Origin of the sequence: Aliivibrio kagoshimensis, assembly GCF_050337105.1 — a bacterium.
In the GTDB taxonomy this organism is placed as follows: Bacteria; Pseudomonadota; Gammaproteobacteria; order Enterobacterales; family Vibrionaceae; genus Aliivibrio_A; species Aliivibrio_A kagoshimensis.
The window spans coordinates 26,466-53,452 of sequence record NZ_JAKJSQ010000025.1; the positions used below are offsets into that span (position 1 = coordinate 26,466).

Here is a 26,987-nt window from a genome sequence, read left to right on the forward strand (position 1 = left end):
GTAAAATGACAATAAAACGTTTCATTTATATCGCACTGGGCTGGATTTTTGTCTGTATCGCGGTATTAGGCATTTTTCTTCCTCTGCTACCGACGACCCCATTCTTACTATTAGCCAGTAGCTGTTTTATGAAAGGCTCAACGCGTTTCTATCATTGGTTGACTCGCCATCCGACTTTTGGTCCTATCATCTTGGATTGGAATCAGCATCGCGCAGTATCAAAGAGAGTGAAACTGAAAGCGGTAATATTGATTATTTTCAGCTTTAGCCTCTCAATTTGGTTTGTTCCTCTGCTGTGGCTGAAAGCGTTGCTGTTTTTATTCGCATCAATGCTGCTTTTTTGGTTTATTCGTTTACCGAGCCGTAAAGAAGTTGACCTAAACTTGATTCAAACGGTTGCTGAAAAAGAATAATGTCACTACCATGTTTTGGAATTAAATCATTTCAATAAATTGGTATTAACATGAATGTAGAAGCATTAGCTTTAATAAAAAATAGCATTAAATCCATTCCTGATTATCCGAAGCCGGGCATTCTGTTTAGAGATGTCACTAGTTTGATGGAAATCCCGCAGGCTTATCAAGCCACTATTAAAAATCTAGCGGATAAATACCGCGATATGGGATTCACTAAAATCGTTGGTACTGAAGCGAGAGGGTTCCTATTTGGAGCACCACTCGCATTAGAGTTAGGTGTAGGTTTTATTCCAGTAAGAAAACCTGGGAAATTACCACGCGCTACGGTATCTCAAGATTATGAGCTGGAATACGGTACCGACACGTTAGAGATCCACACGGACGCCATTGTAGAAGGTGACAAAGTGCTAATGGTTGATGATCTGCTTGCAACGGGTGGAACCATAGAAGCGACGACTAAGCTGATCCGTCAGTTGGGTGGTAGTGCTGACCATGCGGCTTTTGTTATTAATCTACCTGAAATTGGCGGTGAACAACGTTTAGTTGCTTTAGGTATCGATGTTTACAGCATTTGTGAATTTGAAGGGCACTAAAGCAGACCTGGATTGGTTATAGAGTGCTCGTATAGTCTGTTAATACTCGTCTCTTTTTGCCTCATATGCTAGGATAAATGCCTTAATTTGGTAGGGCACTAATCTATGAGTTATCAAGTATTAGCACGAAAATGGCGACCGCATCGTTTTAAAGATGTGGTTGGTCAAGCTCACGTGCTTACCGCGCTAGAAAATGCGTTGGAACACAACCGTCTACATCATGCTTATCTATTTAGCGGTACTCGTGGGGTGGGGAAAACCACCATAGGTCGCCTTTTTGCTAAGGGATTAAACTGCGAAACGGGTATTACTGCTACGCCTTGTGGCATCTGTAATACTTGCAAAGAGATTGATGAAGGCCGCTTTGTTGACCTGCTTGAAATAGATGCCGCTTCACGCACCAAAGTAGAAGACACCAGAGAGCTGCTAGATAATGTGCAGTACAAACCTGCACGAGGCCGCTTTAAAGTCTACCTGATTGATGAAGTTCACATGCTATCAAGGCATAGCTTTAATGCGTTATTAAAAACGCTTGAAGAGCCGCCCGAGTATGTGAAGTTCCTACTTGCCACGACAGATCCTCAAAAACTCCCCGTGACAATATTGTCTCGTTGTCTGCAGTTTCATCTAAAGCATATCAATGTGGATCAGATACACGCTCAACTTGACTTTGTGCTGCAACAAGAGCAAGTCAGTTCAGATTCTCGCGCATTGAGTTTGATCTCGCACGCGGCAGAGGGAAGTATGCGTGATGCCATGAGCCTAACGGATCAAGCGATCGCTTTAGGGAATGGAGTCGTCAACAGTGATACCGTCGCAGCGATGCTTGGTACACTTGATACGGATCAAGCGTTGCGTTTATTAGAAGCGATGAGCAGTAAGCAGGCTCAGCAGACCATGAACTGTTTGAATGAGTTGGCGAATATTGGTGTTGAATGGGATGGGTTAATCAAAGAGTTGGCCCTTCAGTTACACCGTGTTGCCATGTATCAAGCACTCCCTGCGAGTTTAGATAACACTCAACCTGATGCAGGACGTATTGAGTTATTGAGTCGGGTGTTAAACCCACAAGATATTCAACTCTGCTATCAAATTGCTCTGCAGGGACGAAAAGATCTGCCTTTCGCACCGAATGGAAAAAGTGGGGTCGAAATGATCTTGCTTCGCATGTTAGCGTTTAGACCCGTTGCAACGGTTGAGTTCTCGCCGGAATCGATTCAAGTGCCCAGTTCTGAGCCTGTGGTTCAGGAACCCGTTCAGGCAACTTCGAAGGCAGAACACGTGACGGCAGCGCCTATAAAGACAGATGTAACACCGACTTTGCAATCAATGGCGACAGAGGAACCATCTAAAGCCGATATTGAGCAGCAGGGTAATGAGTATCACGAATACGCACAAGCAGAGCAAGAAGCTGCAAATAGAGAACCCACACCCCCCCCGCCAATCAACACACAGTCACCGGTTTCAGCTCCGATGGCAGGGTCTACGCCTGCTAACTTTGGTCAGTCAGGTGCTTTAGGCGCATTGAATCAGCTACGAAGCAGAAAAAAAGGGTTGACCAGACCGGGTACAGCACCAAAAAAGGGTGAAGCGACTTCTGTTACTACTACAGCATCGTCGGCGGTGGAGCGACTGGCTCAAAAACACCCGTCTTCGTATGTTGCGCAGTCGTCGCGAACTGATATTTCTCATGGTGTAGATATTAATGTAGATGCTCCTCAACAAGGGCTGGCTGCACATGATAACAACGATAACAGTTATCAGTGGAAGCCGACTCAGCCAGAAGTTGAAGTAGAAAAAGAACAAGTGACACCAACACTATTGAAACAGGCTCTGGAGCATGAGAAGACACCGGAGATGATCGATCTGCTGGTTGAAGAGTCAGCGCAACAAGATGGTTGGTCATCAACGGTTAATCGTTTGAACGTGGCTAAATTGGTACAACAACTCGCGTTAAACTCCGCTTATCAGCTGCAATCATCTAATGAACAGGGTGAACAAATTATGCTGATATTGCGCAGTGATCAAGCACATTTAAATAGTGAAAAAGCGCAGCAACTGTTAGCTGAGGGTATCTCTGAAGTGACTGGGAAGCCTTGTCAAATAACGGTTCAGTTAGGCGGTGATGGTGTCACTCCGTTAGAACTTCGAGAGAGCCTCTATCAACGAAAATTACAAGTGGCGTATCAAAACTTACAGGCCGATGAGCATGTTAATACCATGATGGAGCGTTATGCAGCATCCATTGATAATGAAAGTGTACGCCCAATTTAACACGTTATCGGGGCTTGAATTTGTTGTTCAATAGCCCCATCTATTAATTGTTAGTTTATAACTCTACAACACACAAGAGAGAATCATATGTTTGGTGGTAAAGGCGGAATGGGCAACTTGATGAAACAAGCCCAGCAAATGCAAGATCGCATGGCAAAGATGCAAGAAGAGATAGCTAAGATGGAAGTGACGGGTGAGTCTGGAGCAGGTCTTGTAAAAATCACCATCAATGGTAGTCACAGTGTTCGTCGTGTTGAGATTGATGAAAGCTTGATGGAAGATGATAAAGATATGCTTGAAGATCTTATCGCAGCAGCTTTTAACGATGCAGCACGTCGTGTAGAAGAGACTCAAAAAGAGAAAATGGGTGATGTCACTGGTGGAATGCAAATGCCTCCAGGTTTTAAGATGCCATTCTAATCAATGCGTACCAGTAATTTACTGGAACAGATGATGGAGGCCTTACGTTGTCTACCTGGGGTGGGTCCCAAGTCGGCTCAACGTATGGCCTTTCATCTGTTACAGCGAAACCGCCAAGGTGGTTTGAAATTGGCCGAGGCTCTGGCCCAAGCAATGACTGATATTGGTCACTGTAGCGAATGCCGAACGTTTACTGAAGAAGAGACGTGCGCCATTTGCTTGAACTATAAGCGCAAAGAGAACGGTCAGCTATGCGTGGTTGAAAGCCCTGCTGATATTGTTGCCGTTGAAGCGACGGGACAATTTTCAGGTTGTTACTTTGTGTTAATGGGGCACTTGTCACCATTGGATGGCATTGGGCCAAGTGATATTGGTCTGGATACATTAGATCACCGTCTGTCTCGTGGTGGCATTACTGAAGTGATTCTAGCGACGAACCCAACGGTAGAAGGGGAAGCTACTGCCCACTACATCGCTGAGTTATGCCAAGAGCATGAAGTCCCAGCAAGTCGAATTGCCCATGGTGTACCTATGGGTGGAGAGTTAGAGTTAGTAGATGGAACAACGCTATCACACTCGATTCTAGGTCGATTAAAACTTTAGCTTTCACCATTGAAGATAAAAAAACGGCCGCTGATGAAAATCAGCGGCCGTTTTTATTGCGAGTGAATAATCAGTATTAGTTCACTGATTTTTCAGCAGTAGCGGCTTGATCAGCCTGAATCGCCGTTAGAGCGATGGTGTAAACAATATCGTCTACCAGAGCGCCACGAGATAAGTCATTAACTGGTTTACGCATGCCTTGAAGCATAGGACCAATTGAGACAAGATCTGCTGAACGCTGTACCGCTTTGTACGTCGTATTACCTGTATTCAAATCTGGGAAGATGAATACGGTAGCTTTACCAGCCACTGGAGAGTTCGGTGCTTTAGAAGCAGCAACGTTCTCCATGATAGCGGCATCGTACTGAAGAGGCCCATCAATAATAAGATCAGGGCGTTTGGCTTGAGCAAGTTTGGTCGCTTCACGAACTTTATCAACGTCTGCGCCTTTACCTGACTCACCGGTAGAGTACGAAATCATTGCTACGCGAGGGTCGATACCAAATGCAATTGCAGAGTCAGCAGATTGAATCGCGATTTCAGCTAGTTGCTCAGCGGTTGGATCTGGGTTAATCGCACAGTCACCGTATACGAGAACTTGATCAGGCAGAAGCATGAAGAAGATAGAAGATACGATGGAAGCATCAGGTGCTGTTTTGATGATTTGGAATGGTGGAACAATGGTGTTAGCGGTGGTGTGAACCGCACCAGAAACAAGACCATCAACTTCACCACGTTCAAGCATCATAGTGCCAAGGAATACTGAATCTTCCAGTTTCTCTCTAGCAACAACTTCAGTCATGCCTTTATTGGCACGCAGCTCAACCAAGCGCGCAACATACTTCTCACGAACTTCTTCAGGGTCAACAATATCAACACCAGGGCCAAGCTCTACGCCTTGTAGCTCTGCCACACGGTGAATCTCAGCAGGGTTACCGATAAGAACACAGTTTGCAATGCCTCGTTCAGCACAGATAGCAGCCGCTTTAACGGTACGTGGCTCATCACCTTCCGGAAGAACAACACGTTTAGCAGCGCGACGAGCAAATTCCGTTAACTGGTAACGGAATGCTGGTGGGCTAAGACGACGAGATCCCGTAGTGCCTTCAGATAGAGAGTCAATCCACTGGCCATCAATGTGACCTGCAACATGTTCGTTAACGTGTTCAACACGCTCTTTATCATCAGCAGGAACTTCAAGGCTGAAGCTCTGTAAGCTAAGAGAGGTTTGCCACGTATTTGTTTCTGCAGTAAATACAGGCAATCCAGTGGCAAAAGCACGCTCACACAGAGTATGAATCTGGTGAGGAATTTCGTAGCCACCAGTTAGCAGTAGACCGCCAATTTCAACGCCATTCATTGCCGCAAGACAAGCAGACACGATAACGTCACCACGGTCAGCCGCTGTGACGAGCAGTGAACCGGGCTTGAAGTGTTCAACCATGTGAGGAATTGAGCGAGCACAGAAAGTAATACTCTTAATACGACGACTATTGATCTCACCTTCATTGATGATGGTTGCATTTAAGTGCTTAGCCATATCAATAGTACGAGTGGCGATCAGTTCGATGCTCCAAGGCACACAACCAAGCACTCGAATTGGACTTGAGTTGAAGATCTGCATCACTTCGAGATTGGTTTGATTATCTTTTTCAACGTCATGGAAGACGTCAGACAGGTCAGGACGAGTACGTCCATCTTCATCGACAGGCGCATTCAATTTGTTAATGATAACGCCAGAAATCTGTTTGTTTTTTATCCCACCAAAGTTTGAACAAGCCACTTCAATGCGCTCTTTCAACTGTGATGGATTATCAGTACCTGGTGCGGCAACAAAGACAATTTCTGCACCTAAGGTTTTAGCAATTTCAAAGTTAACCTGATTAGCAAACGGGTGTTTGCGAGTAGGTACTAAGCCTTCGATTAAGCTAACTTCAGAGTTTTTAGTTGCTTCTTTAAAGTGAGCAACAATCTCTTCGAGTAGTACGTCTGTTTGGTCATTACTGATCAAATTTTCAGCACGGGCCATCGTTGTTGGTTCTGCAACCATCATGTCGCTGTTTGAACGAATGATTGTTGTGGTTAAATCCGGCTGTTCACTGCCTGAACGCGGCTGAGCAATTGGTTTGAAGAATGCAACATTAACACCCTTACGCTCCATTGCACGAAGAACACCAAGACTCACTGATGTTAAACCAACACCAGCACCCACAGGGATAAGCATAATTGTACGAGACAATAGAAACTCCTCTACACGTTACGTGAAAATGGCCAACCCAACTGGCTGGCCGGCTTAATTAGTTGCTTGTTAGACGCGCTGTATCTTCAGCAATCACTAACTCTTCGTTGGTTGAAATAACCAGTGAAGGAACACGGCTGCTATCAGTGGTGATAGTACCCTCTTTGCCAAAGCGAGCTTTAAGGTTACGTTCAGTATCGACTTCAACACCAAGAATGGCTAAACGGTTAAGAACCATTTCGCGGATAGGTGCAGAGTTTTCACCGATACCACCAGTGAATACGATAGCGTCTAAACGGCCTTCAAGTGTTGCAGTGTAACCAGCAACGTATTTTGCTAGGCGGTGACAGAATACATCCATTGCACGAGTCGCTTCAGGTTTTGCACCGTAGTTATCTTCAACAAAACGGCAATCAGATGTCACTTCAGTCAGGCCTTGTAGACCAGACTCTTTAGTCAGCATCGTGTTGATTTTTTCAATTGAGTAACCTAGAGAGTCGTGCAGATGGAAGATGATTGCAGGATCGATATCACCACAACGAGTTCCCATTACAAGACCTTCAAGAGGTGTCAGGCCCATCGAGGTATCGACAGATTGACCGTTTTTAATTGCACAAACAGAGGCGCCGTTGCCTAAGTGACAGTTGATGATGTTTAGCTCTTCAACTGGCTTATCGAGAACATTGGCACACTCACGAGTGATGAAAAGGTGAGAAGTACCGTGCATGCCGTAACGACGGATAGCGTGCTCAGTATATAAGTTGTACGGTAGTGCGTATAAATACGCTTCTTCAGGCATTGTCTGATGGAAAGCAGTATCGAACACTGCAACATTCTTAAGTGCTGGGAATGCGGCCTGGGCTGCTTTGATACCAATGATGTGAGCAGGGTTATGAAGTGGTGCTAGTGCGCAACAATCTTCAATGTTTTGTAGAACTTCATCAGTGATAAGTGCAGATTTAGTAAACTTCTCACCACCGTGAACAACACGGTGACCAATTGAAGTCAGGTTTTGTGCAAGCTCAGGCTTAGAAGCAAGGATTGATTCAACCATAAATGCGAGTGCTTCTTCGTGAGCGGCGCCATTACCTAGCTGAGCTTCGTGTTTGCCATCCATTTTCCACTTAATGCGAGCTTCTGGAAGGTGAAGACACTCAGCTAAACCTGTTAGGTGTTCTTCACCAGTAGCAGGGTCGACAACAGCAAATTTAAGAGAGGAACTACCGCAATTTAAAACTAAAACCAGCTTAGACATGTTTGCTTACCTATTAATTGTCTGAAAATGTAATGTAGTATTTAGAGTCTATTTTCAAGAATAGTCGACATTTATGACTCGTCGTCTATTCTTGATTAAATAGCCATAAAATCTATGTAAAGAGACATAGAGCTTGATGAACTTTTTAGCGAAGAGTAATCAGAGTTGCCTTATTCAGAAATAAAAGCAACAATGGGTAAAATAGCTAAAGAGCATTAATGTGCGTAGGATAACAAAAAAATCAGTAAAAAAATTAATATTAATCAAGTTTGTTATAGCTATTTTTTAATAATTACAAACTTTTTTGAATGCGGGAGAAGTTAAAATGAGTGAACAACAATTTTTATTCCGTTTTCGTGATGGTCAGAAATACATGGACAGTTGGCCTGTTCGAAAAGAGTTAGCTCCAATCTTCCCAGAGCAACGAGTCATTAAGACAACTCGTTTTGCCATCAAAGTTATGCCTGCTGTCGCGGTAATTAGTGTTCTCACGCAGATGGTTTTTGAAAATTATGGCGCGATACCTCAAGCGATTGTTATGGCTCTGTTCGCCCTGAGTCTTCCTTTACAGGGTTTTTGGTGGTTAGGAAATCGTTCCAATACTCAGCTTCCCCCTGCACTTGCCGGTTGGTACCGAGAGTTGCATCAAAAGATCGTCGAATCAGGCATCGCTTTAGAGCCGGCGAGGAAGAACCCGAGATATAAAGAGTTAGCTAAAATTCTTAATAGAGCATTTAAACAACTCGATAAAAATGCCTTAGAACGCTGGTTCTAATTTCGATAGTTATTCTCTAGCCAATACTGTGAGCACTCTTTATTAGAGTGCTTTTTTTTGCTTGAAATTCGATATGCAATCGTCTGCAAATTATTCATATAGCAACCAAATATCGGGTGAATGCTGTTAATAGAGCAAAAAAATGACAAATATTGTTAATAAAATGTATATTTTCTGCCATTTTTTTGGGATAAATAGAGAAGGTCATAAATTAGTCGATGCTGGCTAATAACTAAAAGTAATAAATTGACCAAGGATAAATACAACATCGGAATACTATCAAGGAGATAGCATGAAAGCTTCGAATATCATTACAGCAGCATGTATAGCAGGATCGCTTCTATTCGCATCAACGACTGTCGTGGCTAAGGTCGCAAAGGTTGCGGTTTCACAAATCGTTGAACACCCCGCTTTAGATGCTACTCGTCAGGGTCTATTGGATGGGTTGAAAGAGAAAGGGTTTGTTGAAGGAAAAAATTTAGAGTTTGTCTTTCAAACGGCACAAGGTAACCCAGCAATCGCAGTACAGATTGCACGTCAGTTTGTTGGTGAACAGCCAGATGTATTAGTTGGCATCGCGACACCAACTGCTCAAGCCTTAGTCGCTGCAACCCGTAACCTGCCAGTTGTATTTACCGCGGTGACTGATCCGGTTGGAGCAAAACTGGTGAAAAATGCGGATAAACCAGGTGGCAATGTAACGGGTCTTTCTGATTTATCGCCTGTGGCGCAGCATGTCGATTTGATTCTAGAAATTATGCCTGAAGTGAAATCCATCGGTGTGGTTTACAACCCAGGTGAAGCGAATGCGGTTACGTTAGTGAAACTATTAAAAGATGCGGCAGCGGCCAAAGGCTTAGAAGTCGTTGAAGCTACGGCGCTGAAAAGTGCTGATGTTCAATCTGCAACGCAGATCATTGTTGAGAAATCCGATGTGATTTACGCCGCGGTTGATAATACAGTGGCGAGTGCAATTGATGGCATGATAGTCGCTGCTAACATGGCAAAAACCCCTGTATTTGGTGGTTCTACAACTTATATCGAAAATGGTGCTTATGCGGCATTAGGTTTCGACTATTACCAAGTAGGTGTTCAAACAGCCGATTATGTAGCCGCTATTTTGAATGGTAAAAAACCTGGAGATCTTGCGGTTAAAATCGCAGAAGGTTCAGACTTGGTATTAAACAAAAAAGCGGCAGCGACACTTGGTATTAACTTCCCTAGTAGCGTTGAATCTCGTGCGACAAAAATCGTAGAGTAACCAAATAAGCTGACGATGGATGTCGGCTTGAACTATTACCCTCGCCCTTACTGCTGATGTGTCAATCAGTGGTAAGGCTAGCAGTATAAAGGGAGTTTTAATGTCTGCTTTTGCTTTTTTTGGAACCTTAGAAATAGGGTTGGTATATGGGTTAGTGGCACTGGGTGTTTACTTAACCTTCCGAGTACTTGATTTCCCCGATTTGAGTGTGGATGGCAGCTTTCCAATGGGCGCTGCTGTTGCCGCTACCGCGATTGTTTCTGGTGTTAATCCTTGGATTGCGACTGTTTTTGCTATTCTTGCTGGTGGTATGACTGGATTAGTGACAGGTTTCTTGGCTGTGCGTTGTGGTATTTTGCATCTACTTGCCAGTATCTTAACTATGATTGCCGCTTTCTCAATTAACATTCGAATTATGGGACGTCCCAACATCGCCTTGTTAGGCGAAGAGACTATTCTTACACCATTTGAAAACATGGGGCTTGATCCTATGTATGCAAGGCCCTTAGTGGTTGGTGTTCTTGTGCTATTGAGTGCGTGGTTCATTATTCGCTTACTGGCCAGTGATTTTGGTTTAGCCCTTCGTGCCACTGGCGTGAATAGCCGTATGGTGAATGCGCAAGGTGGCAGCACGGGATTCTACACCTATTTTGGTTTAGCGCTGTCCAATGCTTTTGTCGGATTCTCCGGCGCACTGTTTGCTCAAACTAACAGTTTTGCTGATGTAACGTCTGGCGTAGGAACCATTGTCGTGGGTCTTGCTGCGGTGATTCTCGGGCAAACCTTAATCCCAGGAAGAAAAATATGGGTGGCAGTCGTTGCCGTTATTTTAGGATCCGTACTTTACCGATTAGCGGTTGCGTTTGCCTTAAGTAGTGGCATGTTTGGATTGAAAGCGTCTGACCTTAATTTAGTCACCGCGGTTCTTGTTGCTGTTGCCTTGGTAGCCCCGAAAATGAAAGGCAAGCTACGTCCGAAAAAAACCGTCTCTCAAGCATAGGTAAAGAGGAGAAATTATGATTCAGTTAGATAATATCCAAGTTACCTTTAATGAAGGTACTATTCTTGAGAACAAGGCATTACGTGGTGTTACCCTTGAAGTTCCCGAGCACCAGTTTTTAACTGTTATCGGCTCAAATGGTGCGGGTAAATCAACATTATTAGGTGCGGTGACAGGGGAAACCCCTATGGTCGCAGGCAGAGTCTGTATTGATGATCATGATGTGACCCGTCAGAGTGTCTATCAAAGAGCTCGATATGCGGCTCGAGTGTTTCAAGATCCACTTGCTGGTACGTGTGGTGCATTGACCATAGAAGAGAATATGGCGTTGGCTTATAGTCGAGGTAAAACCAGAACATGGAAACTGGCTCTCTCAACCAATCGTAGAAAACTGTTTCAAGAGCGAATCAGCATTTTAGGGTTAGGGCTTGAGGACAGGTTGAGTGACAATATTGGTTTGTTGTCAGGTGGGCAGCGACAAGCGGTGAGCCTTGTTATGGCCACACTTTCTGACAGCAAGTTACTGTTGCTGGATGAGCACACGGCGGCACTCGACCCTCGTATGGCGGCTTTTGTTATCGATTTAACCAAAAAAGTCGTTAAAGACTTTGATTTGACGGTAATGATGGTGACTCACTCAATGAAAGATGCTTTAGCGTGTGGTGATCGAACGGTCATGCTGCATCAGGGGAAGATTGTTTTGGATGTCGCTGGTGAGCAGCGCGCTAATATGGATGTCAAAGATCTGCTTGAAATGTTTACTAAGGTCAGAGGTGAAGAGCTTGCCGACGATAGTTTACTGTTAAATTAGAGATGCTTTTTCGGTAATGATTAACAAGGTAAGGCGCTGGCCTTACCTTTTTTATTGCCGATACTATAAAAAGCGAACCTTATAGAATCTAATTTTGCATAAATGAGGCGTACAAAGTCACCACACACAAAACCATAGGCCTATAATAAGAGTGTACATCCACCTCCTCACCTCTAATTCTGGTTCGCAAAACTTAATGGCAAAATTACAGCAATTTCAGCGTCTAAAACATCGGTTATCCCCTCGGCTTTATACCACCAAATATGACTACATGGTGCTTCTTGCTTTGTCAGCACTCGTGGGAGCGACCACAGGGTGTATTGTTGCTCTATTTGAAGGGGCGATTGTGTGGGTCGCTGAGCAGAGAATGTCGCTGCTGCATGGATTTCAACTTCCCTACTTTATGACCACTGTTTTAGCGGTGCTGGTGGGGGCGGTTATGGTTGCGATTGCCTTTTGGATGACCTGCAAATTGGCTCCAGAGGTAGCGGGAAGCGGTATCCAACATATTGAAGGGGCACTAGATGGTATTCATGATATTCGCTGGAAGAGAGTGCTTCCGGTGAAATTCATTGCCGGTACATTGGCTATTGGCTCTGGCATGATTTTGGGTAGAGAAGGCCCTTCAATACAAATTGGTGGTTCTATCGGACGTATGTTTGCGGATACCGCTAAACGTTATAAACATGGGAAGCACATATTAACGGCAGCAGGTGCGGCGGCAGGGTTGGCAGCCGCCTTTAATGCGCCACTGGCAGGCATCCTGTTTGTGATCGAAGAGATGCGTCCGCAATTTAAATATAACATGACCTCTATAAAGTGCGTCACGTTAGCCACTGCAATGGCGACTATTGTTATGCGATCTCTGCACGGACAAGAGGCAGTGATGGATATCCCTCATTTTGACGTGCCACCGTTGAACTCATTGTGGCTGTTTCTGTTGCTCGGCACGATTTTTGGTATTGTCGGAGTGAATTTCAATAAGTGGATATTAAAAAGTACGGAATACTTAAGAGCAAAGCAGGCGAATAAAACGTCGAGAATTGTCCTTACTGGAGCGGTATTTGGGGGCATATTTACACTGTTATATCTGCTAAGGCCAGAAGTCTCGGGGAGTGGGATCGAGCTCATCACTGAACTGTTTCAAAGCCCTATGGCTTGGATGATTATGGTGTTGCTGTTTGTAGTACGAGTGTTTGGTACGGTCGCTTGTTTTGCCTCAGGAGCACCCGGTGGTGTATTTGCACCTATGTTGACGTTAGGAACACTATTAGGGTTAGCGTATGGCACCATTGCCGCGACTCTATTTCCAGATATGGTTTCTGAACCAGGGGTATATGCGGTTGCTGGGATGGGGGCACTGTTTGCCGCGACCGTAAGAGCACCAGTGACAGGGATTATCTTAGTGGTGGAAATGACGGATAACTACCAGTTGATTCTACCTCTATTAATGACCTGTTTGGGAGCGACCTTTGTTGCTCAAGCGTTAGGAGGTAAGCCTCTTTACTCTGAACTGTTAAAACTCTCTCTGATCACCAATAAAGAGGTGAAGCGACAAGCAAATGAAGAGGCTGGATTAACAACACCAACCTCTGAACAGTGCTAAGTTACTTTTTCATCATCGCTTTTAAATCGGCAAAAGGGTTATGAGTGGCCGCTTGATGATCATCCTCTCCCGCTTTGATTTCTGTGCCATATTGGTCATGCTCAGTATATTTAGAGTGCTCATGATCATGACAGAATAGACACAAGAGTTCCCAATTGCTGCCATCGTTAGGGTTGTTAGTATGGTCGGAATCTTTGTGGTGCACGGTTAATTCACGGAGGTTTGAGTAGACAAACTCTCGAGCGCAATTGCCGCAGACCCATGGAAACAGTTTGAGGGCTTTTTCACGATAGCCCTGTTCATTTTTAGCGTAACTGGCACTGGTGCCATAGAAATCAGAAGACATACTTCTTACCTATTACAGTCAATTTGCTCTAGTTTACCGCTGTTGTTCGTGGTTGTAATCGTTTTATCGTGGTTTTATCTATCGAGCTCACTCTCACTGTTGGCGTTATCAGGAGAGAATTTCGTGGTAACAATGCGCAAAGCCGTAAGGATCGTGATAACAAATATACTCAGCAGTACCTCATTAATTTCGTACTCTCGATACCATAAACTGATTAATTCACCAATCAGAACCACTAAAGCCACATCTAGAATAAAGGTCACTTTAACTCGACCAAGCATTAAGTAGGATTGAAACAGACGGATTAACTCTAGTGATGCGAGCAGAATCACCACATCCTTAATCATGGTTTCAGCGCCATGGGACCAACTGTTGTTCTGATAGGCGTGACAGAGATGAACCAATAGGTTAGAGAAACCAAGAAAAATCCAAAGGTAGATGGCAATCATTAAAATACCGACTAAAAAACCGATAATTCGAGAGTGCCAATCACTATTTAATAAAAAGGTGTGGTAGCGACGCTTGCTTGTTGCGGTCGTTGAGGTCATCTCTATTCCCAAAGTAGTGTTTGGAAATAGAGTGCACGGCAATGATGTCAGAAATATGAATAGAGGGAGAGCCCTGTTTAAGGGATACACTGCAGTTCGCTGTTGCGTTCTGCCAACTGTTTAAATGATGCCATCATATTCTCTCTCTTTATAAAGCGCGTTGGTGGCGACATGACCTGTAATCGGTAATCGGTATTGCCACTTTCAACGGTTTGATCTGGCGAAATGGGAGAAACCACCACAACGTTTAAGTGCGGAGCTCTTGCTAAAATACTGGCGGCTGTACCTAAACCATTTTCAATATGGAACTTTCCAGCAATATGCATGACTTGAGAGTTAGGGTGAGCAGTCAAGTATGAAACGATGCTTTCAGCCATGGTGTCATCCCACGTTACTTGTGCAGCATACTGGTTAAGGTTTTGCGTCTCAGTACCATGATGCATCGATGCGAGGAAGTGACGTTGATAAGGGGAGTCAGCCAGTGAGATCGATGTAGCCAACCACGCTCTCTGCGTTTCAGGTAATTTATTTAAGTAATCAATGCCTTCCCGGCCAATGCATCTGACAATGCTTTTTGGCGCATTAGACGCAATAATATTCAGGTTGTTCTGTTTAGCAAACTCGACTAAAGGGCGGTAGTCACTTTCGTAGTTCGGCCAAGCGTTAGCCTCAGAGATTAACGTCTGCTCACCAATGTCATTGCTGAGATACTGATTGACTACACTCTGTTTGTCACGGGAGAATTGCTCCATAGAGAGGGCAACGTCTGGATGGATTTGATGCATGGAACGAAGTAGATCGGATTGGAAGCGATGAATCCCTGCGTGCGTATGCCACTCACCGACTAACACCACATCTGCATCTTTGATCTGTTGAGTAAAGTGTGTCACATCGATCTTTTGTTGATTCGGTGATAAAAGCTGATAGTCGTAGAAGGTCTCAACAATAGAGGAAGAGTGCTCACTCTCTGAATCGGCTGTGGATAGGCATCCAGACAGCAAGGTAATGAGAGTGATGGCTAGTGCCGCTTTACTATTCAATAGGGTTACCTCATAAAATGAGTATAGAGAGTAATGGAGTATTGCACTCTCGTCAATCTAAATGAGAATCAATACCAATTGATTTATTGTATACTCGAATCATAAAATCCGCTTCACAGTTGAACGTAGGCATAGATTGTAGCGCCTCTTTGTACTCTTGAGTTGCTTTCCAAGCGAATGGCGTCATTTGCAGCAGTGCTAACGCTTCTTCACCAGTGAGGTCCATGCGATATGAAAGCTTCTCTTCAAGCTCAAGTTGAAATCCATCAATGACTTCAGGCTCTTCCGGATGCAGCCGGACTTCTTGGTAGACGGCGTCACGAAGTTGATAGAGATGCCGACTGGCAGGAGTAACGGTAATCACTTTGCCTGTTGGTTTTAGGGTACGTTGTAGTTCTTGATCTTTACACGGCGCATAGATCCTGACGATGGCATCCAGTGACTCATCCGCAAAGGGGAGCTTGTGGCTTGATGCAACGCTAAACTGACAGTGACGATAGCGTTTCGCGGCGTATTTAATTGCCACCTTTGAAATGTCTAATCCAAAAATGTGTAACGTATCATGGTCAGTGAACTGATTGGCAATCTCTGCGGTGTAGTATCCTTCGCCACACCCAATATCTAAAATAGCGGTAGCATTATCAGCGATATGGTTTTTGCATAATCGAGCAACCGCTTGCTGCATCGGTTGGTAGTGATTCGCGGCCAGAAATTGACGCCTTGCTTGCATCATCTCTTTGTTATCACCCGGACTCTTTGAGCGCTTATGGTGAGCAGGCATTAAGTTGACATACCCCTCTTTAGCGACATCAAATTGATGGTTATTGTCGCAACGAAGTTGGTTGTTGTTACTGGCTAAGGGCTGGTGACATAACGGGCAGAGATAAGACATAACATAACCTTGTGATAAACGCGCCGCAAGTGTACTTCGAGCCTTGGCTGGCTGCAAGAGGGGAGGGAGTTTCTCCCCTCTGAGTGAGCAAATTTATTGGTTTTTGTAATCTTTTTTATCAATTTCGTGTTTTTTCATTCTCAGATAGAGTTTCTTTCGTGGCACTTGCAGGTAGCTAGCTGCATCGGCCACTTTGCCAGAAAAGAGATATAGAGCATCTTCAATAATCTGCTTCTCAAACTCATCGACCAAATCATCAAGAGGACTGTGTGCTTGGTCAATAGGCTGGGTTCTGTTCTGTCCAATCAACTTAACAATGCCGATGGCAAATAGCTCTGCCACATTACGTAGCTCACGTACGTTACCTGGCCAATTATGAGAGCGTAGAGTCACTAAGTAGCTTTTATCTACTGTCGGCAGTGGTTTGCCAATTTTTTTGCAGCTCTGTTTTAAAAAGTGATGAAACAGTTGAGCGATGTCATCAGGACGGTTCCTAAGCGCGGGAAGCTCTAAGAAGCTCTGATTGATAATATAATAAAGCTCTGGTAATAACTTTTGTTCGTTAATGTACGACTCAGGTGAGTGGTTAAAAATGGTGATTAATCGTATAGGCTTAATTTGAGTGCGTTCTTGGTTGAGTAAAAACTCGGACAGCCAGTATTGTGATTTCGCACTGAGTTGCTCAGGGTAGGAGAGTACAATAGTTGCTTGAGAGTGTTGTGTGAAGATCGCTTCGAACTCACCAGCAATCTGATTGCCATTTATTTGAACATACGAGGATGTCGAACGAGCACTTAAACCGTGGATCAGAGAGGCAATATTATGGCGTCCAGATCCAGACTCACCATAAATACAGATATTGTTATCTAATAGGGCAATCTCCGTTAAATGCTCTCGAATTTTGTTCACTTGTGCCGATTTACCAATGAGCTCGCGCTTTAACGTTTTACTCAATGAGTTTTTCTGCTCTAAGTATTGATCGCGCAGCAGTAGATGTTTACTGATCAGTGACAGCAGTTCTGGCGGGTTAATCGGTTTTTCTAAAAAGTCACATACCCCATGTTTGACGGCTTTTACTGCCATTGGAATATCACCGTGACCAGTAATCATAATAACGGGCAGATGTGGGTCTTTCTCTTTTAATTTAACTAACAGCTCCAAGCCACTCAGTTGAGGCATGTACATGTCTGTGATGACGATACCTGGCCAATCAGGGGAAATGAAGGCTAACGCAGAAACCGGATCGGTAAAGCGCTTAGTGCGGTAGCCCGCAATAGAGAGTAGATGATGATAAGAGTCTAAAACGTCTTGGTCATCATCAACCAATAAAATTTCTAAGGGGTTACTTGTTGTCATGTTTAGGTAATTCCAAGATGATCATTGCGCCACCATTTATCGATGAAGCGAGAAAAATTGAACCATTAAATCGTTTAATTATAGACCTACTTATACTCAAGCCTAATCCTAAACCGACCTCTTTGGTGGTAGTAAATGGTGTGAAAAGTGATTCAATGATCTCTGGTTCGAACCCTTTACCACTGTCTTTTATTGCAATGGTATGCAAATCATTGTTTGAGTCTAAATGGACTATTTCGATGCTTTTGGTCTGTTCACTGGCAACAGCGTCACAAGCATTAACCAGTAAATTAATAATGATCTGTTCTAATTGAATGCTGTCTGCCTCAGTGATAAGTCCTTTCGACAGCTGATTGATGATTTCTGTCTGCTGGCGTTTGGCTTTATTTGCCACGATAGCAGAGGCTTGTTCGGTTACTTCGAAAAGATCAACGGCAATCAAAGGGCAATCTACCGGGTGTTTCTTGGCAAAGTGGCGAAGATTTTTAATGATTTTCCCCATGCGAACCCCAAGTTCTTCGATTTTAGTTAATGAGCTTGGTAGCGCGTGATACTGCTGAGTATCGACTGCCATTTTAGCGCTAAACAGATAGGTAGAGATAGCTGAGAGAGGCTGATTAAGCTCATGGGCCATACTGGTCATTGCTTGGCCTACCACTGCCATCTTGGCTGCTTGTATCAGCTCTGTTTGGGTATCTCTGAGATTCTGCTCCGTTCTGCGGTGCTCTTGTATCTCGCCTTTGAGTTCTTGGTTGGCAAGGGTCAATGAGTTGGTTTTTTCATTCACGTGCATTTCAAGAATACGCTTGGTCTCAATATGTTCAGTAATATCGGAGATGGTGATAATGACTTTTTGACTATGACCTTGCTCAAATAAGTTAAGGTTGAGCCTGAGATAAATTATGTCTTCCGGTTTGTTTTTTGGTTGTATGAAAAGTGTCACGGTGGAAGAACCTTTACGGTGCAGATCGCCAGTGTGTACAAATTGCGCTTTTAGCTTCTCTTTATTTTGCGATATAAAACAGTCCCACACCATGTTGCTTTCCGGAGAGCACTTATTATCGAACAGTTTTTTGGCTGATGGGTTTACCGACTCTATCATTCCGGTCAGATCACAGGTGATGATACTAGCAAGGGTATTATTAATAAGGTTGAGGGCATTAGTACGTTCCATCTCTCTTATCTGTGCTCTAAATTCACGTAACTTCTCGCCAATTTGTCCGATTTCATCGCTACCTGATACGGTGATTTTAGAGTCGATCTTACCTTTGTTAATCGCTTCTAAGCTGTCACTTAATTGGTTAAGTCGGTTAACAATTCGAATTTTGACAAAGTAGATGGTAAGAAAAATACTGATGGCCAGTGAGATGCTAAAACAGATGATGAGTAAGCGGTTTCCATCGGCAATGGTTGTTTGCGTACTCAACTTAACCTCTTTAAGGGTTAAATCGGCATCACCGACCATTCTTTTTATTTGCTGATGCTGCAGCGCCAATTGCGTGAGAATAGAGGAGTTAGTGGCATCAATTTCGTTTTGCAGTTGAACATTTTCATTCAGCTTCTGTTGAAAATCGCCACTGGGCTGAATAATGGTTGAAAGGTCCTTTAACAGTTGGCGGTAGGCAATCGTAGATGAGTGGTAGTATAGCTTCTGACTTAATGACTCAATTTCGTCTAACTTGTACTTAATGACTTGAAAGGCATTGTCTATTTGAATTTGATGAGGTGTAAGAGGCAGCTCCTCTATCTGATTATAGAGTGCAGTCTCTTTATCCATGATGTTTTGAGTAATGGAAAACTCTTCACTGATGTTATTCAGATTACTTTTCTGCGCATTATCGTCGTTAATTCGAGTCAGCTGCCATTGCAGTTCTTGCCTCAAGGGTTGCAGTTCATCAATGATATCTTGATGAATCCAATGCAATCTCTCTACCGTGGTGTTAATCACACGGCTATTGTCAATTCTTCTTAATAGTTGATTACTCAAAATATCGATATCTATTGACAGCTGTTTATAACCGAAATCAAGCTCCGACGTATCGGGCGTTCTTTTAAGGTTTTTCATGACCTCTTTAATGGTTGAGATCTCGGTATTTAACGAGAGCTTTAAACTGTTGTGTTCGGCTTTATTATCAGAGGCTTGGATTTGAGTAACAAAGGACTGTAAATGTGCGCTGTGATTCTCAAGTTGATAGCTGGTATTCAATGTAGGAACACTGGAGTTCAATATGGTGTTTACATGCGTATCGAGATTGTTCCAAGTGGTCAGTGCGACCACACTGATCACCGCGATCAACAGAGTACAGCTTGCAAAGGCCAGCATGAGTTTGGAACCAATAGTGTGATATTTTATTGTTCTCATTTGTTATGTTCTTTTTTATTAATATCAATAATTATCTGGCTAGCACGTGAGAGGTTAAGGTTAAATTTCTGGTTCCACTTAAGCTGAATTTTAAGAAGATCTGGGTTGTATTTAGGGTCGCCTTCGTAACGAACTGTTTTTTGATGAGCACTTAATGCTTCATCCTCATTAATGGGAAAATGAAAAAGAATACTTTTCGCTTGCTCAATTTGCTGTTGAATATCAGGTCTACCTTGGTATCTCTTTTGCGCTTTTATAATGCTTAACCAAGTATCTTGCAGTTGTGGCAATTGCTGAGTAATTGCCAAATCAAATAAGGTATTGATCAACTGTTCTCTTCGAGTCATTACTTCTTTATCTAAGATGAAATGAACATTTTTTGCGAGTTTAGGGTCATTGATAGGTTGTTTGGCAAAGCTATTACTGGAAATTGTACTCTGTACGCTATTAGACAGAAAGTAATCAAGAAACTGTGTCGTCAGTCTATTTTGATCTTGGGTATTGAGCACGCCAACTAAGGAGGGCATCAGCGCCACATTTGATAGGTATGAATAACTCAAGAATGATAAGTTGGTTAAATTGAGCGCGTAACTATCAATCACGGGACCAGCACCAACAATGCCCCTTGAAATAGATTCGCTGACCCCAAAGCTGCGTGAAGAGATGGTGGCTAAGTTGGCCCCGATATTAAGCAGCAAACGCCAGCCCTCATCCCAACCATAATGCTGAAGAATACTCTCAATCATCATTTGAGTGGTTCCTGAGCGGGTTGGAGTACTCATCGTAATGTGTTGGAAGAAATCTGGTTTGGCTAAATCTTCCCATCGGGTAGGTTGAGGCAGCTTGTTCATCGCTAAATAATCTTTGTTCCAGAGAATCACTGCACCGGAATACCCAACTGCGACAGCTCGATTGTCATCTACCATAATATGTGCAGCTAACCAAGCGGGTGGGTTGTATTTAGATGGAACCGCTTTGAGTAACTGTAATTCATTGAGCTTATTCATTAAAAAAGGGGATGTGGAGATAACGACATCAATATCATCGATATAACCTTGATTAAGCAGCTTGATGCTGGTGGAGGTACGACGATGAATCACTTTTACTTTCGCGCTGCTATATTTTTGTTTGAACCCATCTAAGATTGGCTGGAGAGGTTTCTCTGACAGTGTGGTGAGTATCACCAATGTATTGCTGTCATTTTTTGCACTTACTGTAAAGGAAGTGAATGGCAGTATTAGAGAGGTGAAAATAGCGATAACAAAAAAGAGTAATGGTCTCATGTCTCATTCCAAGGCTGTTTTGTGCGTTCAGTCAAATGTTGATAAATAGATAAATAAAAACAGTTTTTATAAGTGAGTCAAATATGACACAGCGAAAAAATCTAAAAGGTACTTTATCACTATCTTAATCTTAGCATTTGAATAAAACGGCCACTTTTGACACCTAATTATCCACGCTTGAGTCAAAATTGTCTCGAAATGGTCCTTTTGTCACAATCCCCCTTTTCACTGAAGATAGCCCCCGACAACAAATTATCGCACGTTAGCGAGATTTTAATTAAAAATGAAATAGGGTGAAGTATGTTTGGATTCTTCAAAACTCGGGAAGACCTACCTGTCATGGAAGGTTCGACGGAACAGATACAAAAGAAATTTAAATCCTACCAATGGCAAGTGTTTTTAGGGCTTGTTTTTGGTTACGCGGTTTTTTACGTAGTTCGTTTAAGTTTAGGTGTGGTTAAAAAACCCATGCTTGATGCTGATATTGTAACACTAGCAGAACTCGGCATTATGGGTTCGGCCTTCTTTTTTACGTATGCAATAGGTAAGTTCTCTAACGGGTTACTTTCTGACTACGCCAATATCGGCCGCTTTATGTCCATTTCCCTTCTTTTGTCAGGGGTAACTGCAATAGCTATGGGGATGAACACAGCCAGTGCATTCTTCGTTATTCTCTGGGCACTAAACGGTTGGTTCCAATCAGTCGGTTCAGCTCCTTCGTGTGTATCACTATATCAGTGGTTCTCTCCCAAACAGCGTGGTAGCCGCTACTCGATATGGGCTGGTTCACGCAACATTGGCGAGGCGATCACTTGGATTCTTACTGCATCACTGGTGAGCTACTTTGGTTGGCGCGCTGGTTTCATCGGTGCTGGTATTGCAGCGGTTGCAGCTGCGCTATGTATGCTTGTTGCTCTAAAAGATCGACCACAAACATATGGACTTCCTGATGCAGCAACGGCTTTTGGTGAAGAAGTTGAAGATAAGGTAAAAGCTTCGCCTGCTGAAACTCGCAAAGCACAATTGTTTATCCTTAAGCAACCTACACTTTGGTTAATCGCAGCGGCATGTGCCATGATGTATATCTCTCGCTATGCAATGTCATCATGGGCTGTTTTGTATCTGCAAGAGTCAAAAGGTTACGACTTATTAGACGCAGGTTTTGCAATGTCTGCTTACCCAATCGCTGGTTTAGCTGGGGCAATTTTGTCGGGAATGATGTCTGATAAATTGTTCAAATCTAATCGCCATATCCCAACATTGATCTACGGTATCATCAACATCGCTGGTATGTGCTTAATGTTCTTTGGGCCATCTAGCCGAATGGTAGATGCTGTTGCACTAACCATGATTGGTTTCGCTATTGGCGGCCTAGTGGTTTTCCTAGCAGGGCTAACGGCATGTGACCTTATGCCTCAAAAAGCTGTAGGTGCGGTGAAAGGATTCATTGGTCTATGTTCATACATGGCAGCGTCTGCTCAGGAATTGATTTCTGCGTCATTAATTGATGTTCAAGTCGTTGATGGTGTTGAAGTGTATGACTTCAGTAGTGCTCAGTATTTCTGGTTAGGTGCAGCAGTATTGTCTCTGATATTAGCATTAACTGTATGGAATGCTAAAAAAGTTACCACGTTAGAATAACAGCTCCCCCCGTAGAGAGAGGTTCAGTACCCTCAGAATATTCTGAACTCTCTCTACAATTTTCAACATTTGATTGACCTGCAAATATCTTACATAGCATTTTTATTACCATTTTTAACTCTCTTTTCATAATAGGAAGAATCTATGTGTAAAACTAAAATAGTGGCCACTCTTGGTCCCGCAAGTCAAAGCGAAACAATGATCAGAAAGTTAATCCAAGCTGGCGTTAATGTTGTACGTTTAAATTTCTCACACGGTACGGCACAAGAGCACATTGCAAAAGCTGCATTGGTTCGCTCAATTTCACGCTCAATGAATCAACATGTCGGTGTTTTAGTTGACCTACAAGGCCCTAAGATTCGTATCTCTTGTTTTAAAACCGGTGTTGTAGAACTAGAAAAAGGCCAAGAATTCAGTCTAGATGCAACACTTGATGCCAATGAAGGCACTAAAGAGTGTGTTGGATTAGATTACCCTCAGTTAATCAATGACCTAGGAGTTGGCAATACACTATTACTGGATGATGGACGTATTCAGTTAGAAGTCACTAATGTTGATACAGAGCGACAAAAGGTAAAAACCCTGGTCTTGAACAGTGGCAAACTGTCAAACAGAAAAGGCATCAATCTATTAGGCGGCGGTTTATCGGCACCGGCGTTAACGGAAAAAGACATCAGCGATATCTCTATTGCTTCAGCGTTAAATGCGGACTTTTTAGCAATTTCGTTCCCGCGTAATGCTGAAGACATTCACTATGCACGTCGTAAAGCGGTTGAAGCGGGCTGTAATGCACAAATTGTCGCGAAAGTCGAACGTGCGGAAGTGGTAGAAAATGAACACAGTATTGATGAGATGGTGCAAGCGTCAGATGTCATCATGGTTGCTCGTGGCGATCTTGGGGTAGAAATTGGTGATGCAAGATTGCCATTTGTTCAGAAGCAGCTTATTGCCCGTTCACGTCATTTTGGTAAACCGGTGATCACCGCGACTCAGATGATGGAGTCCATGATTGAGAATCCTTTGCCAACTCGAGCGGAAGTGCTGGATGTTGCTAATGCCGTGATGGATGGGACTGATGCCGTGATGTTATCTGCTGAATCTGCTGCTGGAGATTATCCAGTCGAAGCGGTTGAAGCGATGGTGCGTATCGCCACGGGGGCTGAAGAGCAATCGCCCTGCGTAAAAAAGTGTTGGGACTGTTTACAGCACCTCTGCACGGACCCTGAAAAACGTTTTGCCTTATCGTCCATGATCTCTGCAGCACGCGAAAGTTCAGACTTTGGTGTGGCGATCGTGACAGAGCAAGGAAATACTCCGCTCATTATGTCTCGATGCCAGAGTCAATCTATGATTTGGGCACTCTCTGACAGAACGGTACTGCTCAGGCAGCTATCAATTTTAAGAGGGGTAAAACCTGTCTATTTTGAGCACAAGCAGTGTAACTCTGAACAGCTGTCAGTTGAGGTGATTAAACATCTTTTACCTGATGCACAAAAATGCAAAGTAAAGAATATGGTCATCACTCAGTGTGAGTCTTTAGAAGGGGTAGGAGATGTCAATGTGTGCCGTTTGGTGACACTGGAATCTGAAGTTGTTTTAGAGGAAAAAGTATCCGCTTAATTTTGTAAAAACCCGTTCTCCTGTGAGTTTGGCCTACCTAATCAGTAGGTCTTTTTTTACAGACATAAAAAATCCTCACTATAAATAGCAAGGATTTTAAATATACTGATTCAAACGTGTTAAGCGTTAAAGATCTGCAATAATTCCGTTGGACATAAATGATACTGTCGAGGACATTCGCGCCATGTTGCTAGCATACGACGGTATTTATCAAGCATTGGAACTTGGCTGTTAAATTGATGATCACTGCTATCAAACTGAGGGTATAAACCTTCAGAATTCTTAAGAAAACGCACGTAGTTTACTTGTTGAGCTTCGGTAGCAATATCAAAACCTAAGAAGTTTAAACGACGTTGGTCAACACTGTTTTTATCATCATCGCTAAGCAGGTTATTTGACTCCTGCATGGCATGGTACATCTCCATAATGTCGATGATTTCACGACATTCAGCTTCAGTAACAGAACCAAAATCTTTATCAAGCTCTCGAATTTGAAGGCCATATCCGCGTTCAACAATTGTCTGTAAGCGCGTGTATTTATCAGCGTTGTTAGGGTCCATTTGTGACATTAAGTAGTATTGATTTGATAAAATTAGACGCTGTGCGCTTGTCATTTCCATTGTGTAACCTCTTAAAAACTAAATCTGCTGGTAGATTAGCAGTAAATCATATGTAAATTAATTGATCTTGATACAGGTATCTAGCTATTTGTTAGGATAGGCCAATTATATTTCCTTGTTGGTCTATATCCAAATTCATAAAGGCGGGTTTTTCAGATAACCCTGGCATCGTCATGACCTCCCCACATAATGCATAGATGAATCCAGCGCCTGCACACAGCTTCAACTCTCTAATTGGCAGTGTGAAATCTGTGGGTGCTCCTTTAACTGAAGGATCGGAGGTGATGGAGAGGGGGGTTTTTGCCATGCATAATGCCAAATGAGAAAAGCCCAATGCTGTGAACTTGTTGAGTTGAGCAGTGGCTTGTTCAGAAAGTGTTACGTTCGTTGCGCCATAACCAATTTCTGATATTGCCATGATTTTTTCTTCCAAGCTCTGATCAAGCTGATAGATGGGTTTGAAATTTGATGGCTGCTCACACGCCGTAATGACTTGGTTAGCCAAGTCTATCGCGCCTTCCCCCCCTTTACAAAAGGCATCACTGGTAGCGACGTTGATGGAGTAAGGTGCATCAATGTCGTTGATCATGGCGTTAAGTTGTTCAAGCTCTTCACTAGAATCCTGCGGGAATCGGTTAATCGCCACTACGACGGGAACACCATATTTATGAACATTATCAATGTGCCATTTTAAATTTTCAAACCCTGCGATCAGAGCGGCTTCATCGGGGTCGGAAATTGATGTTGGGAAGGGTTGACCTGGAGCTAAATCGTACTTTCCTGAGTTGGCTTTTAAACCTCTTAGAGTGGCAACTAATACCGCACAATCTGGTCCAGAACCAGCATATTGGGCTTTAATGTTACAGGCTTTTTCAAAACCCATATCTGAACCAAAGCCACCTTCCGTCACGGTATAGTCGGCAAGCTTAAGGGCAACTTTATCAGCAATAATTGAAGAGTTACCATGAGCAATATTAGCGAAAGGACCCGAATGAATGAGAGTAGGAACGCCCTCTAACGTTTGCATTAGTGTGGGTTCGATTGCTGACTTCATGATGACGGTCATCGCACCGGCGACTTGGAGATCTTCAGTAGTAACTGGCTGCCCATCGAGATTGAAACCGATGACTATTTTGCCGATTCGTTTGCGCAGATCTTGAAGGTCGGTGGCCAGAGAAAGAATGGCCATAAGCTCTGAAGCGGCGGTAATATCATAACCCTCTTCTCGCTCATATCCATTGATGGTTTTTGAAGGGGCATTTTTACCAACGGTAACCATTCTAAGCGCCCGGTCATTGTGATCTATCACCCGCCGCCAAGTTACCTGCTTCGTATCGATTTGTAAGGCGTTGAGCCCAGTCTTTGCACTGAAAGCGTCATAACCATGTTTTTGTTCGTGATAGATACGGGCATCTATCGCCGCGGAAGCAAGGTTATGAGCAGAGGTGACAGCATGAATATCCCCTGTTAAGTGTAAGTTGAGCTCTTCCATAGGAGCAACTTGGCTATACCCTCCACCGGCTGCACCTCCTTTAATTCCAAATACCGGTCCCATTGAGGGTTGACGTATGCAGGCTATGGCGGACTGTTTCTGCTTAGCTAAACCTTGCGCTAGACCAATCGTGGTGACGGTTTTTCCTTCACCGAGAGGAGTTGGAGTGATCGCGGTGACCAATACAAGTTTTCCGTTTTTTTTATGCTTTAAGCGATCTATCACGTCAAGACTCACCTTTGCTTTGAATTTGCCTTGCGGGGTGAATTCATCTGCTGATAAACCTGCGTTTAATGCAATTTTTTCAACCCTGGAGAGTGGGGTATTTTGACTAATGTCGAGATCGCTAATAAACACCATAGTATCCTTAAAGAAAAGAGGAGAGAGTATTGGTATATTTTATGCGGTATTAGCAGTTTTGTTGAGTGTTTTATGATAATTTTTGTTAATAAATATAAAAAAACCGCTATAATTAGTATGTTGCTCGGTATATTTTATCATCCAATTTTCAGCGCGTAGAGTATAAGATACAGC

At 43.4% G+C, this 26,987-nt stretch carries 23 protein-coding genes; 12 read left to right on the forward strand and 11 right to left on the reverse strand.

Features of this window, described 5'->3' with window-relative positions:
• Positions 1-5 precede the first annotated feature (5 nt).
• From L4C32_RS10190 to recR, 5 genes are all read left to right on the forward strand, one after another.
• Positions 6-413, forward strand: a complete 408-nt coding sequence (locus L4C32_RS10190) for a YbaN family protein (RefSeq protein ID WP_428196770.1) — start codon at positions 6-8, stop codon at positions 411-413.
• Between the two features lie 50 nt (positions 414-463).
• Positions 464-1,009 carry an adenine phosphoribosyltransferase gene (gene apt, locus L4C32_RS10195; protein WP_428196771.1) on the forward strand — a complete coding sequence of 182 codons (546 nt, stop codon included), beginning with the start codon at positions 464-466 and terminating at the stop codon, positions 1,007-1,009.
• Positions 1,010-1,114: 105 nt separating this feature from the next.
• Entirely contained in the window at positions 1,115-3,283 is a 2,169-nt protein-coding gene (gene dnaX, locus L4C32_RS10200) for a DNA polymerase III subunit gamma/tau (protein WP_428196772.1), read from the forward strand.
• An 87-nt stretch (positions 3,284-3,370) separates the two neighbouring features.
• Entirely contained in the window at positions 3,371-3,703 is a 333-nt protein-coding gene (locus L4C32_RS10205; RefSeq protein WP_428196773.1) for a YbaB/EbfC family nucleoid-associated protein, read from the forward strand.
• 3 nt (positions 3,704-3,706) lie between these two features.
• Positions 3,707-4,306 (forward strand): recombination mediator RecR, encoded by a 600-nt coding sequence (recR, locus tag L4C32_RS10210; RefSeq protein ID WP_428196774.1) that lies wholly within the window; start codon positions 3,707-3,709, stop codon positions 4,304-4,306.
• Between the two features lie 76 nt (positions 4,307-4,382).
• Here recR and pta read toward each other — a convergent pair whose 3' ends face one another.
• Complete coding sequence (gene pta / locus L4C32_RS10215; protein ID WP_428196775.1) at positions 4,383-6,545, reverse strand: phosphate acetyltransferase; 2,163 nt, start codon at positions 6,543-6,545, stop codon at positions 4,383-4,385.
• Between the two features lie 58 nt (positions 6,546-6,603).
• Positions 6,604-7,800 carry an acetate kinase gene (locus L4C32_RS10220; protein ID WP_428196776.1) on the reverse strand — a complete coding sequence of 399 codons (1,197 nt, stop codon included), beginning with the start codon at positions 7,798-7,800 and terminating at the stop codon, positions 6,604-6,606.
• A 325-nt stretch (positions 7,801-8,125) separates the two neighbouring features.
• Between L4C32_RS10220 and yfbV the strand changes: the two genes are divergently transcribed.
• The 5 genes from yfbV to clcA all read left to right on the forward strand — a co-directional run bounded on the left by yfbV (position 8,126) and on the right by clcA (position 13,253).
• Positions 8,126-8,575 (forward strand): terminus macrodomain insulation protein YfbV, encoded by a 450-nt coding sequence (gene yfbV / locus L4C32_RS10225; RefSeq protein WP_428196777.1) that lies wholly within the window; start codon positions 8,126-8,128, stop codon positions 8,573-8,575.
• A 292-nt stretch (positions 8,576-8,867) separates the two neighbouring features.
• Positions 8,868-9,836, forward strand: coding sequence for an ABC transporter substrate binding protein (locus L4C32_RS10230; protein WP_428196778.1), 969 nt, complete (start codon positions 8,868-8,870; stop codon positions 9,834-9,836).
• A gap of 100 nt (positions 9,837-9,936) precedes the next feature.
• Positions 9,937-10,836 (forward strand): ABC transporter permease, encoded by a 900-nt coding sequence (locus L4C32_RS10235; protein ID WP_428196779.1) that lies wholly within the window; start codon positions 9,937-9,939, stop codon positions 10,834-10,836.
• A gap of 16 nt (positions 10,837-10,852) precedes the next feature.
• A complete protein-coding gene (locus L4C32_RS10240; protein ID WP_428196780.1) occupies positions 10,853-11,647 on the forward strand; it encodes an ABC transporter ATP-binding protein in 795 nt (264 codons plus the stop codon).
• A gap of 196 nt (positions 11,648-11,843) precedes the next feature.
• Positions 11,844-13,253 (forward strand): H(+)/Cl(-) exchange transporter ClcA, encoded by a 1,410-nt coding sequence (gene clcA / locus L4C32_RS10245; RefSeq protein WP_428196781.1) that lies wholly within the window; start codon positions 11,844-11,846, stop codon positions 13,251-13,253.
• Between the two features lies 1 nt (position 13,254).
• Here the strand turns inward: clcA and L4C32_RS10250 are convergent, their stop codons facing one another.
• The 7 genes from L4C32_RS10250 to L4C32_RS10280 form a co-directional block, all read right to left on the reverse strand.
• Positions 13,255-13,599 (reverse strand): YajD family HNH nuclease, encoded by a 345-nt coding sequence (locus L4C32_RS10250; RefSeq protein WP_428196782.1) that lies wholly within the window; start codon positions 13,597-13,599, stop codon positions 13,255-13,257.
• A 74-nt stretch (positions 13,600-13,673) separates the two neighbouring features.
• On the reverse strand, positions 13,674-14,147 hold the full coding sequence (locus L4C32_RS10255) for a phosphate-starvation-inducible PsiE family protein (RefSeq protein ID WP_428196783.1): 474 nt from the start codon (positions 14,145-14,147) through the stop codon (positions 13,674-13,676).
• A gap of 77 nt (positions 14,148-14,224) precedes the next feature.
• Positions 14,225-15,187: a ChaN family lipoprotein gene (locus L4C32_RS10260; protein WP_428196784.1), complete on the reverse strand. Its 963-nt coding sequence runs from the start codon at positions 15,185-15,187 to the stop codon at positions 14,225-14,227.
• A gap of 52 nt (positions 15,188-15,239) precedes the next feature.
• A complete protein-coding gene (rlmA, locus tag L4C32_RS10265) occupies positions 15,240-16,079 on the reverse strand; it encodes a 23S rRNA (guanine(745)-N(1))-methyltransferase (protein ID WP_428196785.1) in 840 nt (279 codons plus the stop codon).
• Positions 16,080-16,172: 93 nt separating this feature from the next.
• Positions 16,173-17,435 carry a sigma-54-dependent transcriptional regulator gene (locus tag L4C32_RS10270; RefSeq protein ID WP_428196786.1) on the reverse strand — a complete coding sequence of 421 codons (1,263 nt, stop codon included), beginning with the start codon at positions 17,433-17,435 and terminating at the stop codon, positions 16,173-16,175.
• Positions 17,422-19,797, reverse strand: coding sequence for an ATP-binding protein (locus tag L4C32_RS10275; RefSeq protein ID WP_428196787.1), 2,376 nt, complete (start codon positions 19,795-19,797; stop codon positions 17,422-17,424). Before L4C32_RS10275 ends, L4C32_RS10270 begins: the two co-directional genes overlap by 14 nt.
• Positions 19,794-21,080, reverse strand: a complete 1,287-nt coding sequence (locus tag L4C32_RS10280; RefSeq protein WP_428196788.1) for an ABC transporter substrate-binding protein — start codon at positions 21,078-21,080, stop codon at positions 19,794-19,796. Before L4C32_RS10280 ends, L4C32_RS10275 begins: the two co-directional genes overlap by 4 nt.
• A 300-nt stretch (positions 21,081-21,380) precedes the next feature.
• Here L4C32_RS10280 and L4C32_RS10285 point away from each other — a divergent pair, with 300 nt between their 5' ends.
• On the forward strand, positions 21,381-22,721 hold the full coding sequence (locus L4C32_RS10285) for an MFS transporter (protein ID WP_428196789.1): 1,341 nt from the start codon (positions 21,381-21,383) through the stop codon (positions 22,719-22,721).
• 144 nt (positions 22,722-22,865) lie between these two features.
• Positions 22,866-24,341: a pyruvate kinase gene (pyk, locus tag L4C32_RS10290; protein ID WP_428196790.1), complete on the forward strand. Its 1,476-nt coding sequence runs from the start codon at positions 22,866-22,868 to the stop codon at positions 24,339-24,341.
• A gap of 119 nt (positions 24,342-24,460) precedes the next feature.
• On the opposite strand, the gene L4C32_RS10295 is transcribed toward pyk, so the two are convergent.
• Both L4C32_RS10295 and L4C32_RS10300 read right to left on the reverse strand, forming a co-directional pair.
• Entirely contained in the window at positions 24,461-24,961 is a 501-nt protein-coding gene (locus L4C32_RS10295; RefSeq protein ID WP_428196791.1) for a YfbU family protein, read from the reverse strand.
• 91 nt (positions 24,962-25,052) lie between these two features.
• Entirely contained in the window at positions 25,053-26,813 is a 1,761-nt protein-coding gene (locus L4C32_RS10300) for a formate--tetrahydrofolate ligase (RefSeq protein ID WP_428196792.1), read from the reverse strand.
• Positions 26,814-26,987 lie beyond the last annotated feature (174 nt).

Excerpts from the sequence above, each read along its gene's own strand:
- L4C32_RS10190 (WP_428196770.1), top strand. The coding sequence starts at position 6 with ATGACAATAAAACGTTTCATTTATATCGCACTGGGCTGGATTTTTGTC.
- apt (WP_428196771.1), top strand. The coding sequence starts at position 464 with ATGAATGTAGAAGCATTAGCTTTAATAAAAAATAGCATTAAATCCATT.
- dnaX (WP_428196772.1), top strand. The coding sequence starts at position 1,115 with ATGAGTTATCAAGTATTAGCACGAAAATGGCGACCGCATCGTTTTAAA.
- L4C32_RS10205 (WP_428196773.1), top strand. The coding sequence starts at position 3,371 with ATGTTTGGTGGTAAAGGCGGAATGGGCAACTTGATGAAACAAGCCCAG.
- recR (WP_428196774.1), top strand. The coding sequence starts at position 3,707 with ATGCGTACCAGTAATTTACTGGAACAGATGATGGAGGCCTTACGTTGT.
- L4C32_RS10220 (WP_428196776.1), bottom strand. The coding sequence starts at position 7,800 with ATGTCTAAGCTGGTTTTAGTTTTAAATTGCGGTAGTTCCTCTCTTAAA.
- yfbV (WP_428196777.1), top strand. The coding sequence starts at position 8,126 with ATGAGTGAACAACAATTTTTATTCCGTTTTCGTGATGGTCAGAAATAC.
- L4C32_RS10230 (WP_428196778.1), top strand. The coding sequence starts at position 8,868 with ATGAAAGCTTCGAATATCATTACAGCAGCATGTATAGCAGGATCGCTT.
- L4C32_RS10235 (WP_428196779.1), top strand. The coding sequence starts at position 9,937 with ATGTCTGCTTTTGCTTTTTTTGGAACCTTAGAAATAGGGTTGGTATAT.
- L4C32_RS10240 (WP_428196780.1), top strand. The coding sequence starts at position 10,853 with ATGATTCAGTTAGATAATATCCAAGTTACCTTTAATGAAGGTACTATT.
- clcA (WP_428196781.1), top strand. The coding sequence starts at position 11,844 with ATGGCAAAATTACAGCAATTTCAGCGTCTAAAACATCGGTTATCCCCT.
- L4C32_RS10250 (WP_428196782.1), bottom strand. The coding sequence starts at position 13,599 with ATGTCTTCTGATTTCTATGGCACCAGTGCCAGTTACGCTAAAAATGAA.
- L4C32_RS10255 (WP_428196783.1), bottom strand. The coding sequence starts at position 14,147 with ATGACCTCAACGACCGCAACAAGCAAGCGTCGCTACCACACCTTTTTA.
- rlmA (WP_428196785.1), bottom strand. The coding sequence starts at position 16,079 with ATGTCTTATCTCTGCCCGTTATGTCACCAGCCCTTAGCCAGTAACAAC.
- L4C32_RS10270 (WP_428196786.1), bottom strand. The coding sequence starts at position 17,435 with ATGACAACAAGTAACCCCTTAGAAATTTTATTGGTTGATGATGACCAA.
- L4C32_RS10275 (WP_428196787.1), bottom strand. The coding sequence starts at position 19,797 with ATGAGAACAATAAAATATCACACTATTGGTTCCAAACTCATGCTGGCC.
- L4C32_RS10280 (WP_428196788.1), bottom strand. The coding sequence starts at position 21,080 with ATGAGACCATTACTCTTTTTTGTTATCGCTATTTTCACCTCTCTAATA.
- L4C32_RS10285 (WP_428196789.1), top strand. The coding sequence starts at position 21,381 with ATGTTTGGATTCTTCAAAACTCGGGAAGACCTACCTGTCATGGAAGGT.
- pyk (WP_428196790.1), top strand. The coding sequence starts at position 22,866 with ATGTGTAAAACTAAAATAGTGGCCACTCTTGGTCCCGCAAGTCAAAGC.
- L4C32_RS10295 (WP_428196791.1), bottom strand. The coding sequence starts at position 24,961 with ATGGAAATGACAAGCGCACAGCGTCTAATTTTATCAAATCAATACTAC.
- L4C32_RS10300 (WP_428196792.1), bottom strand. The coding sequence starts at position 26,813 with ATGGTGTTTATTAGCGATCTCGACATTAGTCAAAATACCCCACTCTCC.